This is a genomic window from Streptomyces sp. NPDC058257 (assembly GCF_042881845.1).
Taxonomy (GTDB): Bacteria; Actinomycetota; Actinomycetes; order Streptomycetales; family Streptomycetaceae; genus Streptomyces.
Window position 1 is genome coordinate 101195 of the sequence record NZ_JBHVXJ010000009.1, and the last position, 21443, is coordinate 122637.

At 68.4% G+C, this 21443-nt stretch carries 16 protein-coding genes, 2 pseudogenes and 1 riboswitch; of the genes and pseudogenes, 9 read left to right on the forward strand and 9 right to left on the reverse strand.

The genetic code is table 11. The features are described 5' to 3' along the window. Together ACFVXC_RS22325 and ACFVXC_RS22330 are read right to left on the reverse strand one after the other, a co-directional pair. Entirely contained in the window at positions 1 to 1068 is a 1068-nt protein-coding gene (locus ACFVXC_RS22325) for a FecCD family ABC transporter permease (protein WP_389908055.1), read from the reverse strand. A 43-nt stretch (positions 1069 to 1111) separates the two neighbouring features. Continuing rightward, positions 1112 to 2194 (reverse strand): FecCD family ABC transporter permease, encoded by a 1083-nt coding sequence (locus ACFVXC_RS22330; protein WP_389907683.1) that lies wholly within the window; start codon positions 2192 to 2194, stop codon positions 1112 to 1114. A gap of 196 nt (positions 2195 to 2390) precedes the next feature. On the opposite strand from ACFVXC_RS22330, the gene ACFVXC_RS22335 reads away from it, so the two are divergent. After that, positions 2391 to 2960: an MSMEG_1061 family FMN-dependent PPOX-type flavoprotein gene (locus tag ACFVXC_RS22335; protein ID WP_389908057.1), complete on the forward strand. Its 570-nt coding sequence runs from the start codon at positions 2391 to 2393 to the stop codon at positions 2958 to 2960. A gap of 24 nt (positions 2961 to 2984) precedes the next feature. Here ACFVXC_RS22335 and ACFVXC_RS22340 read toward each other — a convergent pair whose 3' ends face one another. Both ACFVXC_RS22340 and ACFVXC_RS22345 read right to left on the reverse strand, forming a co-directional pair. Beyond that, positions 2985 to 3410, reverse strand: coding sequence for a peptidase inhibitor family I36 protein (locus ACFVXC_RS22340; protein WP_389907685.1), 426 nt, complete (start codon positions 3408 to 3410; stop codon positions 2985 to 2987). Positions 3411 to 3600: 190 nt separating this feature from the next. Beyond that, positions 3601 to 6612 (reverse strand): family 16 glycoside hydrolase, encoded by a 3012-nt coding sequence (locus ACFVXC_RS22345; protein ID WP_389908059.1) that lies wholly within the window; start codon positions 6610 to 6612, stop codon positions 3601 to 3603. 407 nt (positions 6613 to 7019) lie between these two features. On the opposite strand from ACFVXC_RS22345, the gene ACFVXC_RS22350 reads away from it, so the two are divergent. Beyond that, entirely contained in the window at positions 7020 to 8225 is a 1206-nt protein-coding gene (locus tag ACFVXC_RS22350; protein ID WP_389907687.1) for a helix-turn-helix domain-containing protein, read from the forward strand. A 215-nt stretch (positions 8226 to 8440) separates the two neighbouring features. Here ACFVXC_RS22350 and ACFVXC_RS22355 read toward each other — a convergent pair whose 3' ends face one another. Continuing rightward, positions 8441 to 9676 carry an acyltransferase family protein gene (locus ACFVXC_RS22355; protein ID WP_389907689.1) on the reverse strand — a complete coding sequence of 412 codons (1236 nt, stop codon included), beginning with the start codon at positions 9674 to 9676 and terminating at the stop codon, positions 8441 to 8443. Between the two features lie 564 nt (positions 9677 to 10240). Here ACFVXC_RS22355 and ACFVXC_RS22360 point away from each other — a divergent pair. After that, a complete protein-coding gene (locus ACFVXC_RS22360; protein ID WP_389908061.1) occupies positions 10241 to 11497 on the forward strand; it encodes a glycosyltransferase in 1257 nt (418 codons plus the stop codon). Between the two features lie 9 nt (positions 11498 to 11506). On the opposite strand, the gene ACFVXC_RS22365 is transcribed toward ACFVXC_RS22360, so the two are convergent. Next, positions 11507 to 12196, reverse strand: coding sequence for a DUF899 domain-containing protein (locus ACFVXC_RS22365; RefSeq protein ID WP_389907691.1), 690 nt, complete (start codon positions 12194 to 12196; stop codon positions 11507 to 11509). A gap of 295 nt (positions 12197 to 12491) precedes the next feature. Between ACFVXC_RS22365 and ACFVXC_RS22370 the strand changes: the two genes are divergently transcribed. The 5 genes and pseudogenes from ACFVXC_RS22370 to ACFVXC_RS22390 form a co-directional block, all read left to right on the forward strand. Then, positions 12492 to 13256 carry an IclR family transcriptional regulator gene (locus ACFVXC_RS22370; protein WP_389907693.1) on the forward strand — a complete coding sequence of 255 codons (765 nt, stop codon included), beginning with the start codon at positions 12492 to 12494 and terminating at the stop codon, positions 13254 to 13256. Positions 13257 to 13496: 240 nt separating this feature from the next. Then, positions 13497 to 14560, forward strand: a pseudogene (locus ACFVXC_RS22375) (aromatic ring-hydroxylating dioxygenase subunit alpha). Then, positions 14557 to 14772 carry a hypothetical protein gene (locus tag ACFVXC_RS22380; RefSeq protein WP_389907695.1) on the forward strand — a complete coding sequence of 72 codons (216 nt, stop codon included), beginning with the start codon at positions 14557 to 14559 and terminating at the stop codon, positions 14770 to 14772. The pseudogene ACFVXC_RS22375 and the gene ACFVXC_RS22380 overlap by 4 nt, the downstream one beginning before the upstream one ends. Next, positions 14769 to 15740, forward strand: coding sequence for a PDR/VanB family oxidoreductase (locus ACFVXC_RS22385; protein WP_389907697.1), 972 nt, complete (start codon positions 14769 to 14771; stop codon positions 15738 to 15740). The genes ACFVXC_RS22380 and ACFVXC_RS22385 overlap by 4 nt, the downstream gene beginning before the upstream one ends. Positions 15741 to 15749: 9 nt before the next feature. Further along, positions 15750 to 15833: pseudogene (locus tag ACFVXC_RS22390) on the forward strand (NUDIX hydrolase); the annotation flags it as partial. 108 nt (positions 15834 to 15941) lie between these two features. On the opposite strand, the gene thpR reads toward ACFVXC_RS22390, so the two are convergent. Next, the gene (gene thpR / locus ACFVXC_RS22395) at positions 15942 to 16547 is read right to left on the reverse strand and encodes an RNA 2',3'-cyclic phosphodiesterase (RefSeq protein WP_389907699.1); all 606 of its coding nucleotides are present in this window, start codon (positions 16545 to 16547) and stop codon (positions 15942 to 15944) included. Positions 16548 to 16771: 224 nt separating this feature from the next. Here thpR and ACFVXC_RS22400 point away from each other — a divergent pair, with 224 nt between their 5' ends. Beyond that, positions 16772 to 18328: a hypothetical protein gene (locus ACFVXC_RS22400; RefSeq protein WP_389907701.1), complete on the forward strand. Its 1557-nt coding sequence runs from the start codon at positions 16772 to 16774 to the stop codon at positions 18326 to 18328. Between the two features lie 70 nt (positions 18329 to 18398). Here ACFVXC_RS22400 and ACFVXC_RS22405 read toward each other — a convergent pair whose 3' ends face one another. After that, a complete protein-coding gene (locus ACFVXC_RS22405) occupies positions 18399 to 19625 on the reverse strand; it encodes a cytochrome P450 (RefSeq protein WP_389907703.1) in 1227 nt (408 codons plus the stop codon). A 792-nt stretch (positions 19626 to 20417) separates the two neighbouring features. Then, a complete protein-coding gene (locus ACFVXC_RS22410) occupies positions 20418 to 21143 on the reverse strand; it encodes a transglycosylase SLT domain-containing protein (RefSeq protein ID WP_389907705.1) in 726 nt (241 codons plus the stop codon). Positions 21144 to 21147: 4 nt separating this feature from the next. Continuing rightward, positions 21148 to 21340: riboswitch (cyclic di-AMP (ydaO/yuaA leader) on the reverse strand. Positions 21341 to 21443 lie beyond the last annotated feature (103 nt).

Genomic DNA, 21443 nt, shown 5'->3' on the forward strand with positions numbered 1-21443 from the left:
TCATCCGGCCCTTCCCGTGCGATTGGCGCGGGCCAGCAACCACAGCAGGTAGGGGGCCCCGATCAAGCTGGTGACCGCGCCGACCGGGAACTGGCTGGACCACAGCAGGTGTTGAGCGGCGAAGTCGGCAGCCGTCACCAGCAGCGCGCCGGTCAGCGCGGCGGGTACCAGTGCGGCACCCGAGCCCGGTACGAGACGCCGGGCCACCGGCGCCGACACGAACGCGACGAACGCGACTGGACCCGCCGCCGCCGTGGCGACCCCGGCCAGCGCGACCGCACAGCCGAGCAGCGCGAGTCGGCCGCGGCCCACGCGGGTACCGAGCCCGGCCGCTGTCTCGTCGCCGAGTTGCAGCGGGCCGAGGTCACGCGCGGCGACAGCGGTCAGGGGCAGCAGGAGCACGAGCGCGCCGAGCAGCGGCCACACCTGCTCCAGGGTGCTGCCGTTGAGGCTGCCGGTGAGCCACACGAGCGCGTTCTGCGCCTCGGTCACCTCGGAGTTGGTCAGCAGGTACGAGGTGACGCTGGAGAGCCCCGCGCCGATGCCGATGCCGACGAGCACGAATCGCTGACCGGACACGTTGCGACGCCAGGCGAAGGCGTAGATGACGGCGGCACTCAGGAGCGCGCCGCCCAGCGCGGCGGCGGACAGGGCGATACCGCTCACCGCGAAGCCGAGCGAGGCGAGGACGGCCGCCGCGCTCGCACCCTGGCTGATGCCGATCACGTCGGGGCTGGCCAGTGGATTGCGCAGCAGCGCCTGGAAGAGCGCTCCGCTGAGACCGAAGGCGACGCCGACGAGCAGGCCGAGCAGCACACGCGGCAGCCTCAGTTCCACGACGACGAAATGCGTGCCCGGATCCCCGCCGCCGGTCAGTGCGCCGATCACGTCGCCGAGCGGCACGGACATGTCGCCGAAGCTCAGCGCGGCACCGAACACGGCCGCGGTGGCCGCCAGGAGAACCAACTGGACCAGCGCCACGCGCGTGCGGCGAGCCCGCCGCACGGCATGAATGCGACTCACCGCCTCGGCCCGCGACACATCGCTCCTGTCGCCGGCGACGACCACACCGGCCTCGTCCCTGCGCCCGCCCACTACTCCCACACCCCGCTCACAGTTCGGACAGCTTCCGGCGGCGCACAAGGAGCACGAACGGAATCGCACCGATCGCGGCGGTCACGATGCCCGCCTGCACCTCGGAGGGCGGGGCGATCACCCGCCCCACGATGTCCGCGGTCAGCAGCAGCGCCGGGGCGATCAGTGCGCTGTACGGCAGGACCCACCGGTAGTCGGGTCCGGTGAACAACCGGGCGGCGTGCGGGACGACGAGCCCGAGGAACGCGATCGGCCCAGCGACCACCGTCGCGGCACCGCAGAGCAGCACGACGGCCACCGCGCAGGCGGTGCGAGCCAGGCCGATCCGCTGACCCAGGCCCCGCGCGAGGTCGTCACCCAGGGACAGGGCGTTCAGGCGAGGTCCGAGGAGCAGTGCGACGACGGTGCCGACAGCGATGAACGGCAGAGCCTGCCACAGCACGGGGGCGTCGCGCCCGGTGAGCGAGCCGACCTGCCAGAAGCGATACTGGTCGTACGACTTCGAGTCGGTGAGCAGCATCGATGTGGTGAGGGAGAGCAGCGCCGCACCGGTCGCCGCACCGGCGAGCGCCAGTTTGACGGGCGTGGCGCCCTCCCGGCCCATGGAACCGATGCCGAACACGACGACGGAGGCGACGAGGGCGCCGAGGAAGCCGAACCAGATGTAGTGACCGGGATCGGAGATGCCAAGGATGCTGATCGCGAAGACCACGGCGGCGGAGGCACCGGAGTTGACGCCGAGGACGCCCGGATCGGCGAGGGGGTTGCGGGCCACGCCCTGCATCACCGTGCCGGCCAGGCCGAGCGCGACACCGGCCAGGAGACCGGCCGCGGTACGTGGGATCCGTACTTCCTGCAAGATCAACTGACCCTTGTCGGACAGATCCGGGTCGAAGATGCCGGGCAGCAGATCACCGGCGCCGACATCACCGGAACCGACCAGCAGGCTTGCCCACATGATGAGCAGGAGGACCGCGACCAGCAGGACGAGACCGGCGCCGAGGGCGGGACCGCCACGGCCACGGCCGGGCGCCGCGGAAACCGTCGCTCCCGGGCTCCTGGCGCCGCCCGAGGGTTCGGAAGTGGCTGCTGCCTTCATGGCCACCGCCTTTGGGGCACACGCCCTGTGCGGCTGCTCCCAGCCATGAATCAATTGCTCCTTGTTCAGGCAGGGGCACACTCACCTGCCATTTTATACTCCAGTAAGGTGAGCCTAACATTACATAATCGCCAGTCTGTTCGTCTTCTTGCCTGTTCGCCGACCTGTGAGGTTGCTCCCCGTGCCCGACGCCGCGATACCCGCAACCGTCCCGTCCCCAGGCGGCAGCGCGACGGCGCCGCACGCCTGGCAAGAGCTCCGCTCGGGCGAAGAGCTGACGGAGTTGCTCGGCGCGCCGCACCCGATCGTCATCGACAAGGTTCACGACGAGCTGACCTCGCAAGACCTGGAGATCCTGGCCCGCTCTCCGTTCTGCCTCCTCTCCACATCGGACGCGGCAGGCAACTGCGACACCTCCCCGCGAGGCGACGCGCCGGGTTTCATCCACATCCTCGACGCGCGCACCGTCGCCCTTCCCGACCGCCCCGGCAACCGGCGAGGCGACAGCTTCCGCAACATCCTGGAGAACCCGCACGTGGGGCTGCTCCACCTGGTGCCGGGCAGGGCCGACATCCTGCGCATCAACGGCCGGGCACGGATCCTGACGGACGCTCCGTTCTTCGACTTGATGACCGCCAAGGGCAAGCGGCCCCGCCTGGCGATCGTCGTGGAGCTGGACGAGATCTATCTGCACTGCTCACAGTCACTGCGGCGCGCCGGAATCTGGCAGCCGGAGACCTGGGCGCAGGACACGCCCAGGCCCTGAGCGCGACCGGTGTCGAGCCCCCGCTCAGCCGTCCCCGTCGGGCGGTGTGCCGCAGCTGGGACCGCCAGGACCGTCGAATTGCACCGAGCTCAGGAAGTCCCGGTAGGTGGGGAAGAAGTTCCCCTTGCCGGTCGGGCCCGAGGAGGTCACGACCGTACAGCCGCTGTAATTCGCGTCGGACCAGAGGTAGATGGTCGAGGGCGTCCGGTTCCAGTCCGACTTGGCCCGGTCACCCATGCCGAGGGCCGCGAGGTCCGGAGTGCTTCCCTTGAGCGTGATCATGTCACCGGTCCCGTCGAGGCCCGAGAACATGCAGTAGGAGCCAGCGGGGCACCGGTCGTATCCGTCGGCCGCGTGCGCCGTGGAGAGCGGCGCCATGGTGGCGGCAGCGGCAGCCACCGTCACAAGTAGTACGGAGAGCTGCTTCCTCATTGCGATTGCCCTGCGCATGATTGTCCGCCTTAGTTCTCAGGGCTCGTGAGTCCGAAAGCCCGTGGGCCCGTGAATCCGTGAGGCCCGCGCACCGCCACAGCGGTGCGCGGGCTGTTGTCACGTCAGGCTCGTTGCCCTGTTCGGTGATCGGCTATCCCTCGCGTCCCCCGCAGGAGTGATACACACATGCGGGGTCACATCTGGATGATCAGTCCACGGGCTCGATCCATACGTTGCGGAAGCGGACCTTGTTGCCGTGGTCCTGGAGCCGGATGGCGCCCGCCGCCGCGGATTCGGGATCGCCCGCTCCGGTCTGGCCGTCGACGGCCACGTTGTCGTGGACCTTCTTGCCGTTCCACACCACGGTGATCCTCGCGTCCGCGGTCTTCTTCCCGTCCGCGCCGAATCGGGCGGCGCGGAAGACGATGTCGTACGTCTGCCACGTCTCCGGCGCGGTCGAGGCGTTCAGGTCGGCGGCCTTCTTGGTGTAGATGGCGCCGGCCTCGTTCGCGGCGAGCTTCTCCACTCCGTACGAGTCCAGGATCTGGACCTCGTACCGTTCCTGGAGGTAGATCCCGCTGTTCCCGCGATCCTGCCCGGTGACATCGTCCGGCAGCTTCGGTACGCGGAATTCGGCGTGCAGCTTGAAGTCGCCGAAGGCCTGCTTGGTGCGGATGTCCCCGCAGCACACCTCGATCGACTTGTCGGCCGTGTGCGGCCATTCGACGCTGCGGCCGTCGGTGTGCTGCCAGGCGGTGGAAGTGCTGCCGCCGGAGAACAGGTCGATGCGGCTGTCCGGTCTGCGTACCTCGATCATGTCGAGATTGACGTGACCGGTGTCCTCGGGCCGGTAGGAGTAGGAGATGGTGTTGCGGCCTTTGCGCAGGGCGAGTTTCTCGGTCTTGGTCGACCAGCGCTTCCACGTCTCGGTCGACGGGAGCTCCGTCCGGCGTGCCTGCCCGCCGTTCACGCTGACGCCGAGCGTCTTGGTGCCGGCGGACGGGTTGGGGCCGTTGGAATAGCGCAGGCCCACGGCGTAGGTGCCCTTGGCCGGAGCCTGGACGTCGAAGGTGGCGGTGGCCCCCGGGTCCTTGAAGCTGTCGACGAAGCCGCCACCGGTGTACCCGGCGTGCTCGGTGTCGATGTCCGCGCCGCCGGAGAGCCGCGCCGACTCGGCGTCGTACGACGTGACCGGCTCGTCCTGGCCCGGGCGCGCGTTGAGCGTGTACCAGGCCTCGGTGGACCACAGCTGCTCGTCGTCGGCCGAGGAGAACGGGCGCGGTGAGCGTACGTGGACCACCCGGTCGCTCTTGAGCCCGGGGATGGTCAGCTGGACCGTGCGGCGGTCGCCGGAGATTTCGGCGCCGGTGACGGGCAGGGTCTCCTCGTCGACCTTGGGGCCGCCGTACGCGGGGGTGGGGGCGTAGCGCCACTGCTCGACGGAGTAGGCACCGCTGGTCAGCTTCTCGATGGTCTTGTCCGACAGCGGCTTGGTGTAGGTGAGTTTGAAGCCGTCGCGGGTGGCGCGCATGGTCTTGATGTCGAAGGCGGTCTTGCCGTTCGGGGTGAGCTTCTGCAGGCCGAAGCGGAGCTTGCCCTCCTGGCCCCAGTTGCCGTCCGCGCCGAGCCCGCCGGTGTAGATCGCTCCGTCAGGACCGGTGGAGATGCGGGTGATGCCGGACTCAAGGCCCTGGGTGTGCCGGAAGACCGCGCCCTGGAACTCGCCGTTGACCTTCTCCAGATCGGCGCGCTGCAGGCCGCCGTAGGTGACGTCGCCGAACATCAACTGTCCGGCGAAGGCCCCCTTCTTCACGGTCATGGGGGTGCTGGGGGAGTTGGCTATCTCGTTCTGCGGCAGCCACAGCACCGGCTTGGTGACACTGTTGTCGTCGAACGGGCCTTCGGGGTTCGTGTAGTGGTTGAAGAACCGGTCCTGCTTGACGTGCACGAGCTTCGACGCGGGCAGCCAGCCGCCCTGGTTGTCGGTGACGAACAGCTCGTTGTCCGGGCCGCGGCCGATGCCGTTGGGGGTGCGCAGACCACCGGCCAGGTAACTGACCTTCCCGCTCGCCTTGTTCACCTTGATCGTGGTGCCGCGGTTCGCGGCGGGCTGCGGATCGGTCGTCGCGCCGCCGTAGTTGATGGCGACGGACAGGTTCAGGTAGAAGTTGCCCTTCTCGTAGAGCAGCCCGAATGCGAACTCGTGGAAGTTGCCGCCGTACGGCCACTCGGCGATCTTCCGGATCTCGCTCGCGTCGTTGTCGCCGTCGATGTCGGCGAGCTCGGTCAGCTGATGCTTCTGAGAGACATACAGCTTCCCGTCGACGTACTTGATGCCCATCGGCTCCTTGAGTCCATCGGCGATCTTCTTGTACGTGACCTTGTCGGGGCCGGTGTCGCCGGTGACGTTGTCCAGGACGTACACCTCGCCCTTGGTCTCCTGGCTGCCGCCCCATGTGGTCACCGCGAGTCGGCCGTCGGGCAGCCAGTCCATCGCGGAGACCTGCGGTTCAAATCCCTTGGGCCGCAGGTCGGTCAGCTTGTAGCCGGGATTGACCGAGGTCAGGGGAAGGCCGTCGCCGGGAGTGTCGTAGCTGCCCTCGCACTCCTTGCGGCCCGGCGCGGTGACCCGCACCACGCCGGCGTCGGTGCTGAGGACGGAGTTGGGCACGAGGGTGAAGGCGTCGGCGCCCGGCGGCTTCCACTGCAGGGTGACCTGCTGGTCGTTGCCGCGGTCGAAGTGGTCGATGCGCAGCGGATGGTAGCCCGGGGCGAGCGTGATCTCGCCGTCCTTGGGCTCGGCGCCGTGCAGTCCGTCGTGGTCGATGACCTTCTTGTCGCCGATGAGGAGGCGGGAGCCGTCGTCGCTGATCAGACGGAAGGTGTACGCGCCGTCGTCGGGCACTTTGATGTTGCCGATGATCTGCGACACGAAGTTGTCGGTGAAGCCGAAGCCTTCGGTGGAGGACCAGTCGACGGTGGGGATCAGCTTGTCGACGTTGGGGGTCTGGGCGGGCTTGAGGTCGCAGAGCTTGCTGAGCGGGGACTGGATGTCGAACACCCGCAGCGTGACGCCCGGCTCCTGCGGCGGAAGGTCGGCGAAAGGCCTCTCGTCGGCTCCGGCGGTCGGCGCGGTGAGCCCGCCGGCGAGCAGCAGCCCGAGGAGTACCCCGGTGGTTCTGCCGCCTCTGCGCGGTCTCAGACGCGTGCGTCGGCGGATGCGGCGTGGGGTCGTGGCGTGCTCGTGTGGCTTCACTCTGTCTCCTGCTGGGCGCTGTGAAGCGGCCCGGGCCGCCTCGGCCCGCGTCCGCGGAGTGGAGTTCATGCACATACCGGTGGTGCGGGCTGCGGCTTCTGGCCGTGCCTGACGCAGACTTCCGTACGAGAGCGACGCCCAGCGTACGAAGCGCGCCGTGCATCGTCCATACTTTGTCCTTAATAAGGAGAAACTGGCCGGGAGTTGGCGCGGTAGCGGTGCGGCGGCGTGGGGGATGTCCGGGCAACCGGAACCGCACATGAGCCGCTCGGCGTCTCGGCCACGGGAGATGGCTGATCCCCACGGGAGATGGCTGATCCCCACGGGCGCGGGGGCCTCGGAACATACAGGGCGAATGGGGCAGGTGGGGAATGGCGTCGCTCGCGGAGCTTCTTCGGGAGCTCAAGGAGCGGTCCGGGCTCAGTTATGGAGTGCTGGCCAAGAGGCTTCACATGAGTACGTCCACGTTGCACCGGTACTGCAACGGGAACGCGGTGCCGGCCGAGTTCGCGCCGGTGGAGAGGTTCGCCCGCCTCTGCAAGGCGAGCCCGGAGGAGCTGGTGGAGGTCCACCGGCGATGGATCCTGGCGGACGCGGATCGAGGGCGGAAGGCGGAGCTGGCGGCTGCCAGCGCCCCGGAGTCCGATCCCGGTCCTGAGTCCGATCCCGGTCCTGAGTCCGATCCCGGTCCTGAGTCCGATCCCGGTCCTGATCCTGAGTCCGAGCCTGCGACGCAGTCGGGCCCCGCCCGCGTGACCGCCTCGACGCCGCTGCCCCCTTCGCGCAGACGGCGGATCCTCGTCCTCGCCGCTGCCGTCGCCGCGGTCGCCGGGATCTGCTCCCTCGCTCTTGCCATGAACGGCGGTGGTGACGGTGACAAGCACGAGCAGAGCCTCGGGCCCAGCGCCCCGTCGGATCCGAGTGCCTCGCCGTCCGATCGGCCCGGCAAGGCCGGGCCCGACGGCGCGCACGGCGAGGGCTCCGGCATGCCGCTGACGGCGCGCACCAGGCCGTACGCCTACGAAGACGACTGCGAGCAGGAGTTCCTGGTGAACCGCGAGCCCGACGAGGTGCCGGAGCGGCCCACGGCGCGGGACGCCCCCGGCTGGGTCGGCGACCTCGGTGCCGTCTCGGCCCGCAACCAGTACATCGAGGTCACCGTGCAGGGCATGGGCAGGGACACCGTCGTCCTGCAAGGGATGAACGTCCGCGTGCAGAGCACCGGCGCACCGCTGGCCTGGAACAACTTCCAGGTGGGTGCCGACTGCGGCGGCAAGGTGGATACCAAGGCCTTCACCGTCGACCTCGACGCCGCGACGCCGCGTGTCACGCAGAAGGACGACCGGCGCGACTTCCCGTACAAGGTCAGCGAGAACGACCCCGAGGTCTTCTACATCGCGGCCGGCGCCGACCTGCACGACGTGCGCTGGTACCTGGAACTGGAGTGGTCAAGCGGCAAGCGGCACGACGTGCTGCGCATCGACGACCAGGGCAAGCCGTTCCGCACCAGCGGCCGGGAGGGACGCCCCTTGTACAGTTGGTGGGGCAAGTGGGAGAGGGAGCCGCAGGACGGCTGAGCCTGCCGAATCACGGTGTCGCTGCCGCTCGGCGACCGGAGGCGACCCGCATCAGGGCCGAGACCCCACCCCCGCCGGACTGCACGACCGGTCGGACCTGGTCGACCCGCCCTGTACCCCGACCGCCGACCCGAGGGACAGCCGAGCGTCGGGGCCTCTACCGGCGCTACCGGCGCTACCGGCGCTACCGGCGCGCGAGAGCGGAGGACTCCCGGCTATCTGGGCGATACGAGTGTGGCCTTGGGTGCAGGGGGATGTGCCGTGACCTCGGGCTGCTCCTGCTCCTGCTCCTGGTCCTGTTCCTGCTCGCGCTGACGCTCTTGCCCTGGCCCTTGCCCTTGCTCTGTGAGGAGGTAGGCGCGACGCCACCCGAGGAACGGGCGTTCGATGCCATGGAACGTGACGACGGCCGCAGCCAATGTGATGGGCAGAACTGCCGCTGTCGCTGTGATGAAGGCATCCACCACAGGGCGCCCCGTCAGCTCGATCCACCAGCGGTGGGAGATGATCGCCGTAACCACCATGTAGTGGAGCAGATAGACGGAGAAGCTCATTTCGCCGACTTTGGCGACAGCCCTCGACACGAGCCCCGTCGAGGTGAAGGTGGCCACGTAGGTCAGTACCACCAGGGACCACAGGGTTCCTTCCACGTCGACCCAGAGCAGACGTGTGGCGTGCCCCTCGTGGAAGGAATGGGTCTGGTTGAAGGCCCAGACCGCACCTGTGACCAAGGTTGTTGCGATGCCGACCTTCAGCGGTCCCTGGAACCGCTTTCGATGGTGCACGAAGAACCAGGCGGCCACCATGCCCATCAGGAACTGATCGATTCTGCCGGCGAGGCTGTAGTAGAGCATCGAGTTCACGTTGATACTGCCGTCGGCCGAGGCCCACACCAGTGTTCGGATCACGGCAACGCCGGCCAGAACCTTGAGCAGAGCCGCAGGGCCGTGCTTGGTGAGGAGCCTGCTGAACAGCGGGAACATCAGATAGAACTGCAACTCGACCGCGATGGCCCACCACATGCTCGACACGGCCCCCAGATTGAGGGATCCGGGCAGGTTTCCGAGGCCGACCAGGGACTGGAGCACGGCCAGCAGGTCCGCACCCTGCTTGTGCGCGCCGACCCCCAGGATGATCAGCGCGATGTAGAGCGGGAAGATCCGCAGAACCCGGTTGCCCAGGAACCGGCCATAGTGAACGTCCTTTCCCAGGGTGCCGATGGTGAAGATGAATCCGGAAAGGACCATGAAGAGGGCCACTCCGGTGTGTCCTTCCAACACCATGGTGGCCAGGGGGTTATCCGTATACAGCCAGCCGTGCGGGTCACCGTTCGGGATCTCTCTGAGGTACGGAGAGATCATCTGCGTGCCGTGACAGAGGAGCACCAGCACGGCAGCGTAGGCACGCAAATGATCCACGGACACGAGGTACTGGCGATTGCTGCTGCGCATGAATTGTCCCCGGCCTCTCATCACCAACGTCGCGACGGCCTCGCGACGGCGAACGGATCAGGGACGACAGGACCATGCGCGGCAGTCCAGACAGCGCATATGCGTGGGTTCTCGTCTTTTTGTCAGAAGATTTCACTCGTTCGAGGGGCGCCTGCGATATGAAAATGCCGCCAATTGCCTCCAGATGGTCGACTGTCGGCGCTCGCTGGCGCCTCAGCGTGCGATGCGCACACCGGAAGATCTACTGACGCAGCCACAGGGAGTTGAGGGGCTTTCAACAACCTTGGTGTAAAAAGAGGCTGGCCACCAGGCGGTCGGTGTGGAGATCCGAACGGCGCGGCACAAAATCAAAACCCGGAACAAGGCGCCGGAAAGCGCAGCTTGAGAAGGGCGGCTCTTATCCTATCTACCAAGTCCGTCAACTGCTCGGCCGCTTGGGTGCAGGCTCGCAACCTTCAGTGGATCTTGTCGTTGGGACGGTGAGTGGCCCCGTTTCCCGCATTTGCGTCGTGTTGGGCCTCGGCGACTATCCGCATGGACTGCGGTTACTGGAGCGTCGGCATCTTGCATATCTCGTTCCTGATCCATAATTCATTTGGCTTCGGTGGCACGATCCGTGCCACTACCAACCTCGCCAACGCGCTCGTCGAGCAGCATGACGTGGAGATCATGTCGGTCTACCGGCACAAGGATTCGCCTGCGTTTCCCGTTCATCCCCGGATCCGGCTTCGACATCTCGTGGACCTGAGAATGGGGACCCCGGGATATGAGGGTGACCTGCCTGAGTCTCAGAGGCGCTCCGTCGTATTTCCCCGCAACGAGACGCAATACCCGTACTACAGCAGATTGACCGATCAGCGAATTGCTCAGTACTTGAGCACTCTGGCGAGCGACGTCATCGTGGGTACTCGACCAGGCCTGAACGCACATATCTGCTTGCAGGCCAAGCGAGGGCCGCTGCGCGTAGGGCAAGAGCATCTGACCTTCCGGAATCACACGCGAGCGCTACGGCTTTCACTGCGTCGTCTGTATCCGCGACTGGACATGCTGACGACCACGACCTTGGCTGATGCGAACACCTACCGGAGGCACATGATGCTTCCAGGAGTACGCATCGAAGCATTCCCCAACCCCGTCCCGGCGCCACGAAGCGCCCCGTCGGGCGACAGGGAGAAAGTAGTGGTCGCCGCCGGGCGGCTCGTCCCGTCGAAACGGTACGACCTCCTGATCCGGGCCTTCGACAGAGTGCGCCATGTGCGCCCGGACTGGTGTCTTCGCATCTTCGGTCCGGGGATCGCCGGAGGTCACGGAAGGCAACTACAGGGGCTCATCGAGCAATTGGGGATGCAGAAGCATGCGTTTCTCATGGGCGCGGTCTCGCCCTTGGAATCTGAGTGGCTCAGAGCGGGGTTGGCCGCGAGCGCGTCCGACCACGAATCGTTCGGCATGACGATCGTTGAAGCGATGCGGTGTGGCGTGCCCGTCGTCTCCACCGACTGCCCACTGGGACCGAGAGAGATCATCTCCGATGGCGTCGACGGGCGTCTCATTCCCATGGGCGACGAGGGATCCCTGGCCGCGAATCTACTGGAGCTCATCAACAGTGATGAGCTGCGTCAGCGGATGGCTGAGGCGGCACGAGCCGCCTCAGCGCGCTACGAGCCGGCACTCGTCGCGGACCGCTTCGCCGATACCTGCGCGCGACTGACGGGGCGGCATGGCCCGAGCGGGGCTCTGAGAGCCGTCCTCCACCAAACCCGGGGCTCAGTGATCGGCGCGGCCTACGGCATCAAGGACGCCGTCAAGAAGAGACTCAACTGAGGTACGGGGCTACGCAGTTGTAGGACCGTAGCGGGCGGCGATGTCCTCGGAGCCTGCCCACAGGCTGTAGGTGGGGGACTGTGGCCAGCCCTTGGGCGAGTCCTGCCACTCTTCCTGCCGCCCGTACGGCAACAGGTCGATCAGCGGGAAGGTGTGACTGAGCTGCTCGGTGCCCCGGCCGTTGGTGTGCCAGGTGCGGTAGACGGTGTCGCCGTCGCGCAGGAAGACGTTGACCGCGAATCCACCGCCGGGCGGTGCGCCCACATCGGTGCCGAACGGGCTGTCCGCGGTGGAGTACCAGGTCATCTTGTTCCCGACCCGCCGCCTGTAGGCGAGGGCCTCGTCGATGGGCCCTTGCGTGACGATGACGAACCTGGCGTCGTAGGCCTCCAAGAACTCCGGTCGGGTGAACTGGGACGTGAACCCCGTGCAGCCCGGGCACTGCCACTTCTTTCCGGGGAACCACATGTGGTTGTAGACGATCAGCTGAGACTTGTCGCCGAAGATGTCGGTGAGCGGGGCCGGTCCGTCCTCGCCCTGAAGGGTGTAGCCGGGCATCTCGACCATCGGCATCCGGCGGCGTTGCGCGGCGATCGCGTCGAGTTCCCGGGTCGCCGCCTTCTCCCGGACGCGCAAGTCGTCCAGCTGGCGCTCCCAGGTCTCGGTGTCGACGACAGGGGGCAGTGCCTTGAGGGTCATGAGTACCTCCGGTTCGCGGTTGTACGTGCAGACCGTGCCCGTTCACCAAACTCATCGGGAGCAGACGCGGGCGCAGCTCTGGTCGCTCTCCCCGCCTCCCGCCCACGGCCTCCCGTCCACGGCCTCAAGGACCGATGGGGGAGCACTATGTCTCGACGCGGCCGCGACCGTCTTGCACACTGACCGCCACAGCCAGTCGGGAATCAGTGAGGGATCTTTGGAAGACTCGCTCGCAGGTGAGCCGCAGCAGGCCGGTGGGTCGCCGTCACCGGCGGCTGGCGGGGGAGGCGCCCAGATGCCCCGGTCCCGCCGTGGCGCGGAGTCGGGCACGGGGCCCGTACTTGGCCGCGCCCTGCGGATCCTCGGTGCGTTCAGCGCGAAGTACCCGGAGATGACGTTGAGCGAGCTGTCCCGGAGGTCGGGGCTTCCGGTGTCGACCGTGCACCGGATGCTCGGCGAGCTCATCGCCTGGGGAGCGCTGGAGCGCGGTGACGAAGGGTGTTACCGCGTCGGCCTGCGCCTGTGGGAAGTCGCCTCGCTCGCACCGCGTGGGCAGGGCCTGCGGGAGCGGGCCCTGCCGTTCCTGGAGGACCTCTCCCAGGTCACCCGCGAGAACGTTCAGCTCGCTGTGCGCGAGGGCACGGAGGTCGTCTTCGTCGAGCGCATCGCGGGGTCCGGTGCGGTGCCCGTGCTGACCCGCGTGGGCGGGCGCTTCGCCCTCACGGCCAGCGGCGTGGGCCTTGTGCTGCTCGCGCACGCCCCTGCCGAGGTGCAGGGAGAGGCGCTCGCCGGCCCCATCGAGCGATTCACGCCGGGCACGGTCACCGACCCGCGTACATTGCGGCGCATGTTGGCCGATGTGCGGACCAACGGCTACGCGGTCAGCGATCGGCAGGTCACGATGGACGCCCTGTCGGTCGCAGCGCCGGTGCACCGCGGCGGCACGGTGATCGCCTCGGTATCGCTGGTGGTCCGTCATGGCAGCGCCTCCGCGCCCGGTTTGGCCCGGCTCGTCTGTACGAGCGCCCGGGCGATCTCCCGCGCCTTGACCACGCCGTAGATCGGAACTGCGCCGTCCGTCCCGTCAGGCGGGCCGGGATCACGCAGATGTTTCCCGGCATCCGGAAAGCCCCCTGGTGACCCGGGGGCGCCGAGCCCACCATTGGTCCGCACCGGCCGACGTACTCCCGCGCCAAGCGGCCGATGAGCCACCGCCTGCCGCAGATCAGGAACGCGCGCCCATGTCGTCGGCACCACGCGCACTCAAGCCCTGCGACGCTCCACTCCGAAGGGAACGATCATGACTGCTTTCGTACGAAATCAGTGGTACGTCGCCGCTTATGGCCGCGAGGTCGGGCGCGAGCTGCTCGGACGTACCGTGCTGGGCGAGCCGATCCTCCTGTACCGCACGGAGGACGGCCGGGCGGTGGCGATGTCCGAGCGCTGTGTGCACAGGCGTTTCCCGCTGTCGCAGGCGCCGAGTCGGCTGGACGGGGACCGGGTGGTGTGCGGCTACCACGGTTTCACCTACGGCACCGACGGCGGATGTGTCTTCGTACCCGGCCAGCGACGCATCCCACGCACGGCGCGCCTGAAGACGTACCGGTGATCGAGCAGGACTCCTTCGTGTGGGTGTGGATCGGCGACAGTGAGCCCGGGGACAGTCTGGCGCCCCGCGCTCCGTGGATGGACTCGCCCGAGTACACGGTGGTGTCGGGCATGGAGCCGATCGACGGCGGCTACGGTCTGCTGGTCGACAACCTCATGGACCTGTCGCACGAGACGTACCTGCACGGTGGCTACATCGGCACACCGGAGGTGGCCGAGACGCCCATCACCACCGAGGTCGACGACAAGGCCGGCATCATCCGCGTCAGCCGCCACATGGACGACGCGGCATGCCCTCCGTTCTACGCCAGGTCCACGGGGATCGAGGGACGCATCAGCCGCTGGCAGGACATCGAGTACCACGCACCGTGTCTCTACTTGCTCCACTCGCGCATCGCGCCGGTCGGCGCGCCCGGCCCGAACCCGGACGGCAGCGACCCGCACGCCTTCCATGTGGAGGTCGTCTACGGCATTACCCCGTCGACGGAGAAGACGACGTACGACTTCTGGGCCGTGGCGCGCGACTTCGCCCTCGACGACCAGAACGTCACGGAATTCCTGCACGACAACAACCACACCGTGGTCATGCAGGACGTCGTCGCCCTCAATGTGCTGCAGAAATCCCTGGACACCGAACAGGCCGGCTACCAGGAGCTGAGCATCAACATCGACACGGGGGGACTCGCAGCCCGCCGCATCCTCGCCCGCCTGGCCCAGGAGGGGACCGGGACGCGGGCGACGGCGGTGGCCCGGTGATCCCGCTGCACCCACCCGCCCTCGCCGGTGAGGACGTCCACCGCATCCACTGGGTGCTCGGCACCGATCGGCTCCTGGCCGTCTGTCACTGCGGTGCGCAGCGGGAGTTCGAGGATCCGGTGGTGCTGTGGGACTGGCTGCTCGGCCACCCCGGGGACCACCGCCCCGGCCCTGCCCCGGAGTCCGCCCCGGAAAGAGAGTCTTCATCATGAACAGCACGAGCCTTCCACCCGCCGGGGGCGAACTCGACCTGACCCTGGTGCGCAAGGAGTCTCTCGCCGAAGGCGTCGTCCGCCTCAGCCTGACCCACCCCACCGGCGAGCGGCTTCCCCAGTGGAGCCCGGGCGCCCACATCGACCTGGTGCTGGGTCCCGACCTGGTGAGGCAGTACTCGCTGTGCGGCGATCCGGGGGACACCTCCCTCCTCCAAGTGGCCGTGCTGCACGAGCCGGAGGGCCGGGGCGGCTCCCAGTACGTGCACGACATGCTGGCCGAGGGCGACACGGTCAGGGTGAGCGTCCCCCGTAACCGGTTCCAACTGATCGACTCCCAGCGCTACTTGTTCATCGCGGGCGGCATCGGCATCACCCCGATCCTGCCGATGATCGCCGCCGCCGACCGGCGGGGAGCCGACTGGCGGCTGGTGTACGGCGGGCGCAACCGCGCCACCATGGCCTTCGCCGAGCAGCTCACCACGGACCACGCACACCGGGTGGCACTGCGCCCCCAGGACGAGACCGGCCTCCTCGACCTGGAGGGGCTGCTCAACAGCCCCTCCGCCGGCACCCTCGTCTACTGCTGCGGTCCCGAGCCCCTGCTCGACGCGGTGGAACAGCGGTGTGCCGCCTGGCCGGAGAACACGCTGCACGTCGAGCGCTTCACGCCGAGGGTGCGGCAGGACGACGCCCCTCCGGCCTCTTTCGAGGTGGAACTCTCCCGCACCGGCATCACGGTGACGGTCCCGCCGGACAAGAGTGTCCTGGAGAGCGTCGAGGAGGCCGGCGTGCAAGTGCTGTCCTCATGCCAGGAGGGCACCTGCGGCACCTGCGAGACCGCGGTCCTCGACGGCGCGGTGGAGCACCGAGACTCCCTTCTCACCCCTGCTGAACAGGCGTGCAATGACACGATGTTCATCTGTGTCTCGCGCGCCGCCTGCCCGCGCCTCGTCCTGGATCTGTGAGCCTCCACTGACGTCGGCCTCGCTCTGGCGCGGACCGTTCCGGCAACCGGCCACGTCGCTCCTGTCCCGGTCGGCGGTCTGATCCAGCATTGACCCTGGCGACGGAACCACCTGCGGCCCGGCCACGGTTCGACGAGACGGCGCAACGGGCAACCCTGAGGCAGGTGTGGCGGCTGTGAGTGGGCTGGCGCGGCTTTGCCGTCAGAGGGCGTGAGGGCTTGTCCGCGTCGGCTCGTCGAAGCGCCAGGCGCCGATGTCGCGGTAGTGGATGGGGCCTGGGCCACGGCCGGTGTTGCTGGCTACGAGGTGCAGACGTTCGGCCTTCCATGGGCGGCCGGTGAACCCGGCGAGCCCGGCAGCGGCTTGCACCGCACATGACGGGGTGTCGCGGCGGGCGCGGGCCAGAGTCAGATGCGGGCGGAACGGCCGGTGCGCATGGGCGATACCGCAGTTGTCGGCGACGGCACGCACCTGGGTGGCGAGCTGGTGCAGCTCTTCCAGGTCGCCGTCGATCCCACTCCACAGGACTCGCTCGTCGAAGTGTCCGCCGCCGCGCAGGGCCAGGGTGAGGGGGCTGCGGGCGGCCGCGAGGCGGGCGAGCGGTGCAGGCAGGAGCGGGACCACCGGTGTGGGTACCTCGCCGAGGAAGGCCAGGGTGACGTGCCAGTCCTCGATGCGATTCCACCGCATACGGGGATGCGCGCGATAGGCGGGCCCCAGTGCCTGTTCCAGTTCCTGCTTCGCGTCGTCGGGCGGTGCGAGAGCGATGAACACACGAACGGTCGCGGGCTGAGTCTCTTCGTTCACAGAGATCTTCGTACCGTATCCGGGCGGGCGGACAGTGACCGGCCCCGGGGCCGATACCGAACGCCGCCGATCGTGCACCGGGTTGTGCGTATCTCTTGTCGGGAGAGTGCCGTCCTGGATCGGCCTCTGCTACGCAGGAAATGGCCTCGTACAAGGGCCGAGGGCCGACGGGCGAGACCGGAGGTCGCGGCCGGTACGCCGCAGGCTGTCAGTGGGAGGGGAACATGGCCGATTCCGTGGGTGGGGAGGGGCCGCGGGTGCCCGTGACCGATCCCAGGCTGGGGGTCGACGTCGCTGCGGGGCGGGCGGGGAATCCTCGCCACCGGCTGGTCACGGTGGGGGATTCGCTGACGCAGGGATTCCAGAGCGCGGCGATCTTCAACACGTCGTTGTCGTATCCGGCGATCGTCGCGTACGAACTGGGGTGTCTCCCGCAGTTCCGGTATCCCCTCTACGGGGGGCTTGGCGGGCTGCCCTTCAACCTCGAGTGGTTCCTGCGTGACCTGGAGGACCGCTATGGGCGGGGTGTGGACTGGTGGGAGGTGCCGCTGGCCTTGTTCCGGGCTCGCCAGGTGATGGACCGGGTGGAGGACTACTGGGAGCGAGGGGCAGGCCTGACCGTGCCGTCGACCACGGCGATCATGCACAACCTTGCCGTGTTCGGGTGGGATCTGCGCGATGCGCTGTCGAAGTCGGCGGACGAGTGCCGTAAGCGGATCGACGTGCCCAAGGACGACCTCGTGAATCAGATCGTGCAGAACGCCGGTGAGCGCGCCGCCCTGAGGGTGCTGCCCACCCAGCCCCGGACAGCGGGGGCCCTGACCCAGCTGGGTGCGGCGGCCGAGCTGGGCAAGGACATCGAGGGCACCGACGCGCAGGACGGCATCGAGACACTGGTCGTCTTCCTGGGCGCGAACAATGCCCTGCGGGCGGTGACCGACCTGCGCGTGGTGTGGAGTGAGGACGCCGGCTTCGACGACCTCGACGCCAAGCGCCACTTCACGGTCTGGCGGCCCAGGCACTTCACGTCCGAACTGCGCAAAGTGGCCGCGGAAGTCGCCGACATCAAGGCACGCCACGTCATCTGGTGCACGGTTCCGCACGTGACCATCGCGCCGATCGCACGCGGTGTGGCGGTCAAGGTCCAGCCCGGTTCGCGGTACTTCCCCTACTACACCCGTCCGTGGATCAGCGACCGGGACTTCGACGTGGGCAGGGACCCGAGCATCACCGCGGAGCAGGCGCGGCAGGTGGACGATGCGATCGACGCGTACAACTACGCGATCACCGATACCGTCCGCGCTGCCCGGACCGAGGGGAAGGACTGGTACCTCCTTGAGACCTGCGGCCTGATGGACCGCCTGGCATCGCGCCGCTACATCGAGGACCCGCTGGCGCGTCCGGACTGGTGGCGGCCCTATACCCTGCCGCCGGAACTGCAGGCACTGTCACCGCCGCCGAACTCGCAATTCCTCGCCAGCAAGGGCGGACGGCGCGCGGACGGCGGCCTGTTCTCGCTCGACGGTGTGCACCCCACGACGGTCGGATACGGGATTCTCGCCCAGGAGGTGATCAACGTGATGCGGCTGGCGGGCGTCCGGTTCTTCCGCCCCGACGCGAGCACCCCTCATCAGGACCCGGTGCTCGTGGACTTCGGCCGGCTCATCCGCCACGACACACTGGTCAACCGTCCGCCGGGAAATCTGGGCTCGGCCCTGGGCATCTTGAGCTGGGCCGATGAGGCCCTGGACCTGTTCCGGCGGCTGTTTTCCACCCTGTGATGGATCGTCAAGTTCGTCGGGGGAGAGCGGTGCCTCTGGCGCTGCCGGTAGTGCTGGGCCGAGTCGGTTCTCAGTGTTCTGGGCCAAGGACGACCGGCAGTTCCCGGTGTCCGTTGGAGATGAACGACTCCGCGGGGCGCAGTGCGGATGCGGGAACGGCGAGAGTGAGGTCGGGGAAGCGGGTGAACAGCGCCCGCAGCGCGATCTGGGCTTCCATCCGGGCCAGAGCCGCGCCTAGGCAGACGTGGACGCCGTGGCCGAAGGCGAGATGGGTTTTGTCGGCCCGGGCCAGGTCGAAGGAGCCGGCGCTCGGGCCGTGGAGGTTGGGGTGGCGGCCTGCTGCCGCGTAGGAGGCGAGGATGGCCTCGCCCTGGCGGATCACGAGTTCTGGTGTCAGGGCGATGTCCTGGACGGCGTAGCGCATCGGCAGGTGCGCGACGGGTGCCTCGTAGCGCAGCGTCTCCTCGACGACGTCTGCCCAGGCCCTTGTGCCCTCGCGGACCTGGGCGAGCTGTTGAGGATGGCTGAGCAGCGCGACGACGGCCTGGTCCAGCAGGTTGACGGTGGTCTCGTAGCCCGCGCTGATCACCAGAAGGAGCGTGTCGAGCAGTTCTTGCTCACTCAGCGCGGAGCCGTCATCGTCCCGGGTGGCTATGAGTACGGAGGTCATGTCCTGGCCGGGCGCGGCGCGCTTGGCCGCGACCAGATCGGCCAGGATCGCGTACGCCTCCTGGGTGTTCGCGGCGGCCTCATCGGGGCTGAGCGTGGTGTCGAAGACACCGTCGACAGTACGGCGGAAGCCGGGCCGGGAGTGGTCGGGGAGCCCCATGAGTTCGCTGATGACCCGGATCGGGAGCGGATAGGCGAACCGCTCGCGCAGGTCGGTGGGTTGTCCGGCGGGAAGGGCGGCGAGTTCATCGAGCAGCGTGTCGGTCATCTCCTCGATACGCGGCTGCAGGGCGGCGATACGGCGCGAGGTGAAGGCCGGGCTGACCAGGCGCCGCAGCCGCCGGTGGTCGCCGCCGAAGGCGGTGAACATGTTGTCGACGGCCACCCACAGTGCCAGCGGCCAGGTGCCGAGGATCTGGTCGGGGAACATCGGCCAGTGCCGCCGGGGGTCTTTGGAGACCCGCGGGTCGGTGAGGAGCTGTTTGAGCAGGGCCGGGTCGGTCACCGCCCATGCCTCGACGCCCAGGACGTCGACGCGGGCAGCCGGGCCGCGTGAGCGCAGCTCGGCGTCCTCGGCGTGTCGGTCGCTGCCTGCGGCGTCCAGGACAAGGATCTGCGGCTGGTCCATGCGAGAGCTCCTCAGATAGGGGCGACAAGCGGCGCGGTGCGGGCGGGCGGCGGACAAGGAAGCCAGATCGCGGTGGCAGAGGGCGGAGACAGCCTGCTCCAACCCGCGAAGTACGTCCAGGAGTTGCGCAGTGGCCCGCTGAGGGATCGGGCCGGCGCCCGGCCGGGCAGGCCGGTGCTGGGACGCGATCGTGCCACCGGGCCGCACCACTGGGCCGCAGCGGATACCGGCCGTTTTCTCGCCGACCGCGGGGCCGACCACGACACATTCCGTCGTCCGCTCCGGCAGCGCGGACCCTCCCGGTGATCGGGGAGCGGGGCCAGCAGTGTCCCGTAACCGCGTCCCGCGCGACTCCGCCCCGTGCCCTACGCGAGAGGAGCGCTACGCGAGACGCGTGCTGACCTGTTGATCAGGCTGACCTCGCTGATGAGGAGGAGCCGCCCTGACCGGCGCCGGCGAGCGAGCGGCGGGGCGGCGGTTCCTGGCCGTCGCCGACGGTCCGAGGCTGAGCTTCGTCGAGCTTGCCGACGTCCTGCGCGACCGGCTCGGCTAGCTCGCCGCGCGGGCTCCCGAACGGGAGGCTCCCGGCAAGGCTCTCCCGCGACCGGTCATCCACAACGACCGGGCCCGCGAGGAATTCGGCTGGCAGCCGCGCCCCGCCCCGCCTCATCCCGCCCCACCCCGCTGCGACGACGATCGTCGACTCGGCCAAGTGCCTGCGGGACCTGAGGCTTCTGGAGGCGGGGCTGTGACAGCCGCCGGGGCGGTCTAGGAGGGGCCGTCCGGGACGGTCTAGTAGGGGCCGTTCACGTTGTCGATCGAGCCGTAGCGGTCGGCCGCGTAGTTGCAGGCGGCGGTGATGTTGGCGACGGGGTCGAAGCTGTCCGTGGAGGTGCCGGGCACGTGGTACGCGGCGAATGTGGGGTCGATGACCTGCAGGAGCCCCTTGGAAGGTGTTCCGGCGGCGGCGTTGGAGTCCCAGTCGTTGGTGATCTGAGGGTTGCCGGAGGACTCGCGCATGATGTTGCGGTGGATGCCCTCGTAGGTGCCGGGGATGCCGTGCTGGGCCAGTACGTCGAGCGACTCCCTGATCCAGCCGTCGAGGTCGTCGGTGTACGTCTTCTTCGCCGGGGCCGCGGCGGGCTCGGCGGTGAGGGTGTCCGGGCGCTCGGAGCGGTCTGCCCGCTGAGCGGGGGCATTCTCGCCGAGGGTGAGCTTGAGACCGGGGTGGATCATCTTGGGGCTGTCGCCGAGAGTGCTGCGGTTGTCCGCGTACAGCTTCTTCCAGCCGCCGCTCAGGGAGTGCTCGCGGGCGATCTTGGCGAGGGAGTCACCGGCGGCGACCACGTACGTCGTGGAGGCCGCGGCGGGCTTGGCGGGGGTGCCGGCCGGCGCCGCGGCTGCGGTGGTGGCGCCGAGCACCGGGAGGACGAGCACGGCGCCGCCCGTGCCTGCGACGGCGATGTTCCGGGTGAGCGGGCTGGACTTGGGGCGGCGGTGCTTTCCCTTTGCAGGCATGACGATTTCCTCTCCGTCGCCTGCGAGGTGAGCTGTCGGGTTCGGACGGGAGATGTCCGGCCGCACTGTGAATGCGACTTCACCCCGGAGCCGTTCCGGAATCCGGATCGGCGGCTTACCTGGGTCCCCCGCTCCTGCCGTGCGTAAGTGAGTGGGATGGGTTTCCGGACAGCGGCAGGATTCGGCGTTCCATCCGGATTGACGGTGACGTTAGGCGAGGAATGCCGGAAGGAACAAGACACGAATTCGCATAGGCAATGCACGAGGGTCCGTCTCCCGGCGAACAGAACAGTTCGCACT

What these genes read in the sequence shown, in the direction of transcription:
- ACFVXC_RS22330 (WP_389907683.1), bottom strand. Translation starts at nt 2,194, where the DNA reads ATGAAGGCAGCAGCCACTTCCGAACCCTCGGGCGGCGCCAGGAGCCCG.
- ACFVXC_RS22340 (WP_389907685.1), bottom strand. Translation starts at nt 3,410, where the DNA reads ATGCGCAGGGCAATCGCAATGAGGAAGCAGCTCTCCGTACTACTTGTG.
- ACFVXC_RS22350 (WP_389907687.1), top strand. Translation starts at nt 7,020, where the DNA reads ATGGCGTCGCTCGCGGAGCTTCTTCGGGAGCTCAAGGAGCGGTCCGGG.
- ACFVXC_RS22355 (WP_389907689.1), bottom strand. Translation starts at nt 9,676, where the DNA reads ATGCGCAGCAGCAATCGCCAGTACCTCGTGTCCGTGGATCATTTGCGT.
- ACFVXC_RS22365 (WP_389907691.1), bottom strand. Translation starts at nt 12,196, where the DNA reads ATGACCCTCAAGGCACTGCCCCCTGTCGTCGACACCGAGACCTGGGAG.
- ACFVXC_RS22370 (WP_389907693.1), top strand. Translation starts at nt 12,492, where the DNA reads ATGCCCCGGTCCCGCCGTGGCGCGGAGTCGGGCACGGGGCCCGTACTT.
- ACFVXC_RS22385 (WP_389907697.1), top strand. Translation starts at nt 14,769, where the DNA reads ATGAACAGCACGAGCCTTCCACCCGCCGGGGGCGAACTCGACCTGACC.
- ACFVXC_RS22400 (WP_389907701.1), top strand. Translation starts at nt 16,772, where the DNA reads ATGGCCGATTCCGTGGGTGGGGAGGGGCCGCGGGTGCCCGTGACCGAT.
- ACFVXC_RS22405 (WP_389907703.1), bottom strand. Translation starts at nt 19,625, where the DNA reads ATGGACCAGCCGCAGATCCTTGTCCTGGACGCCGCAGGCAGCGACCGA.
- ACFVXC_RS22410 (WP_389907705.1), bottom strand. Translation starts at nt 21,143, where the DNA reads ATGCCTGCAAAGGGAAAGCACCGCCGCCCCAAGTCCAGCCCGCTCACC.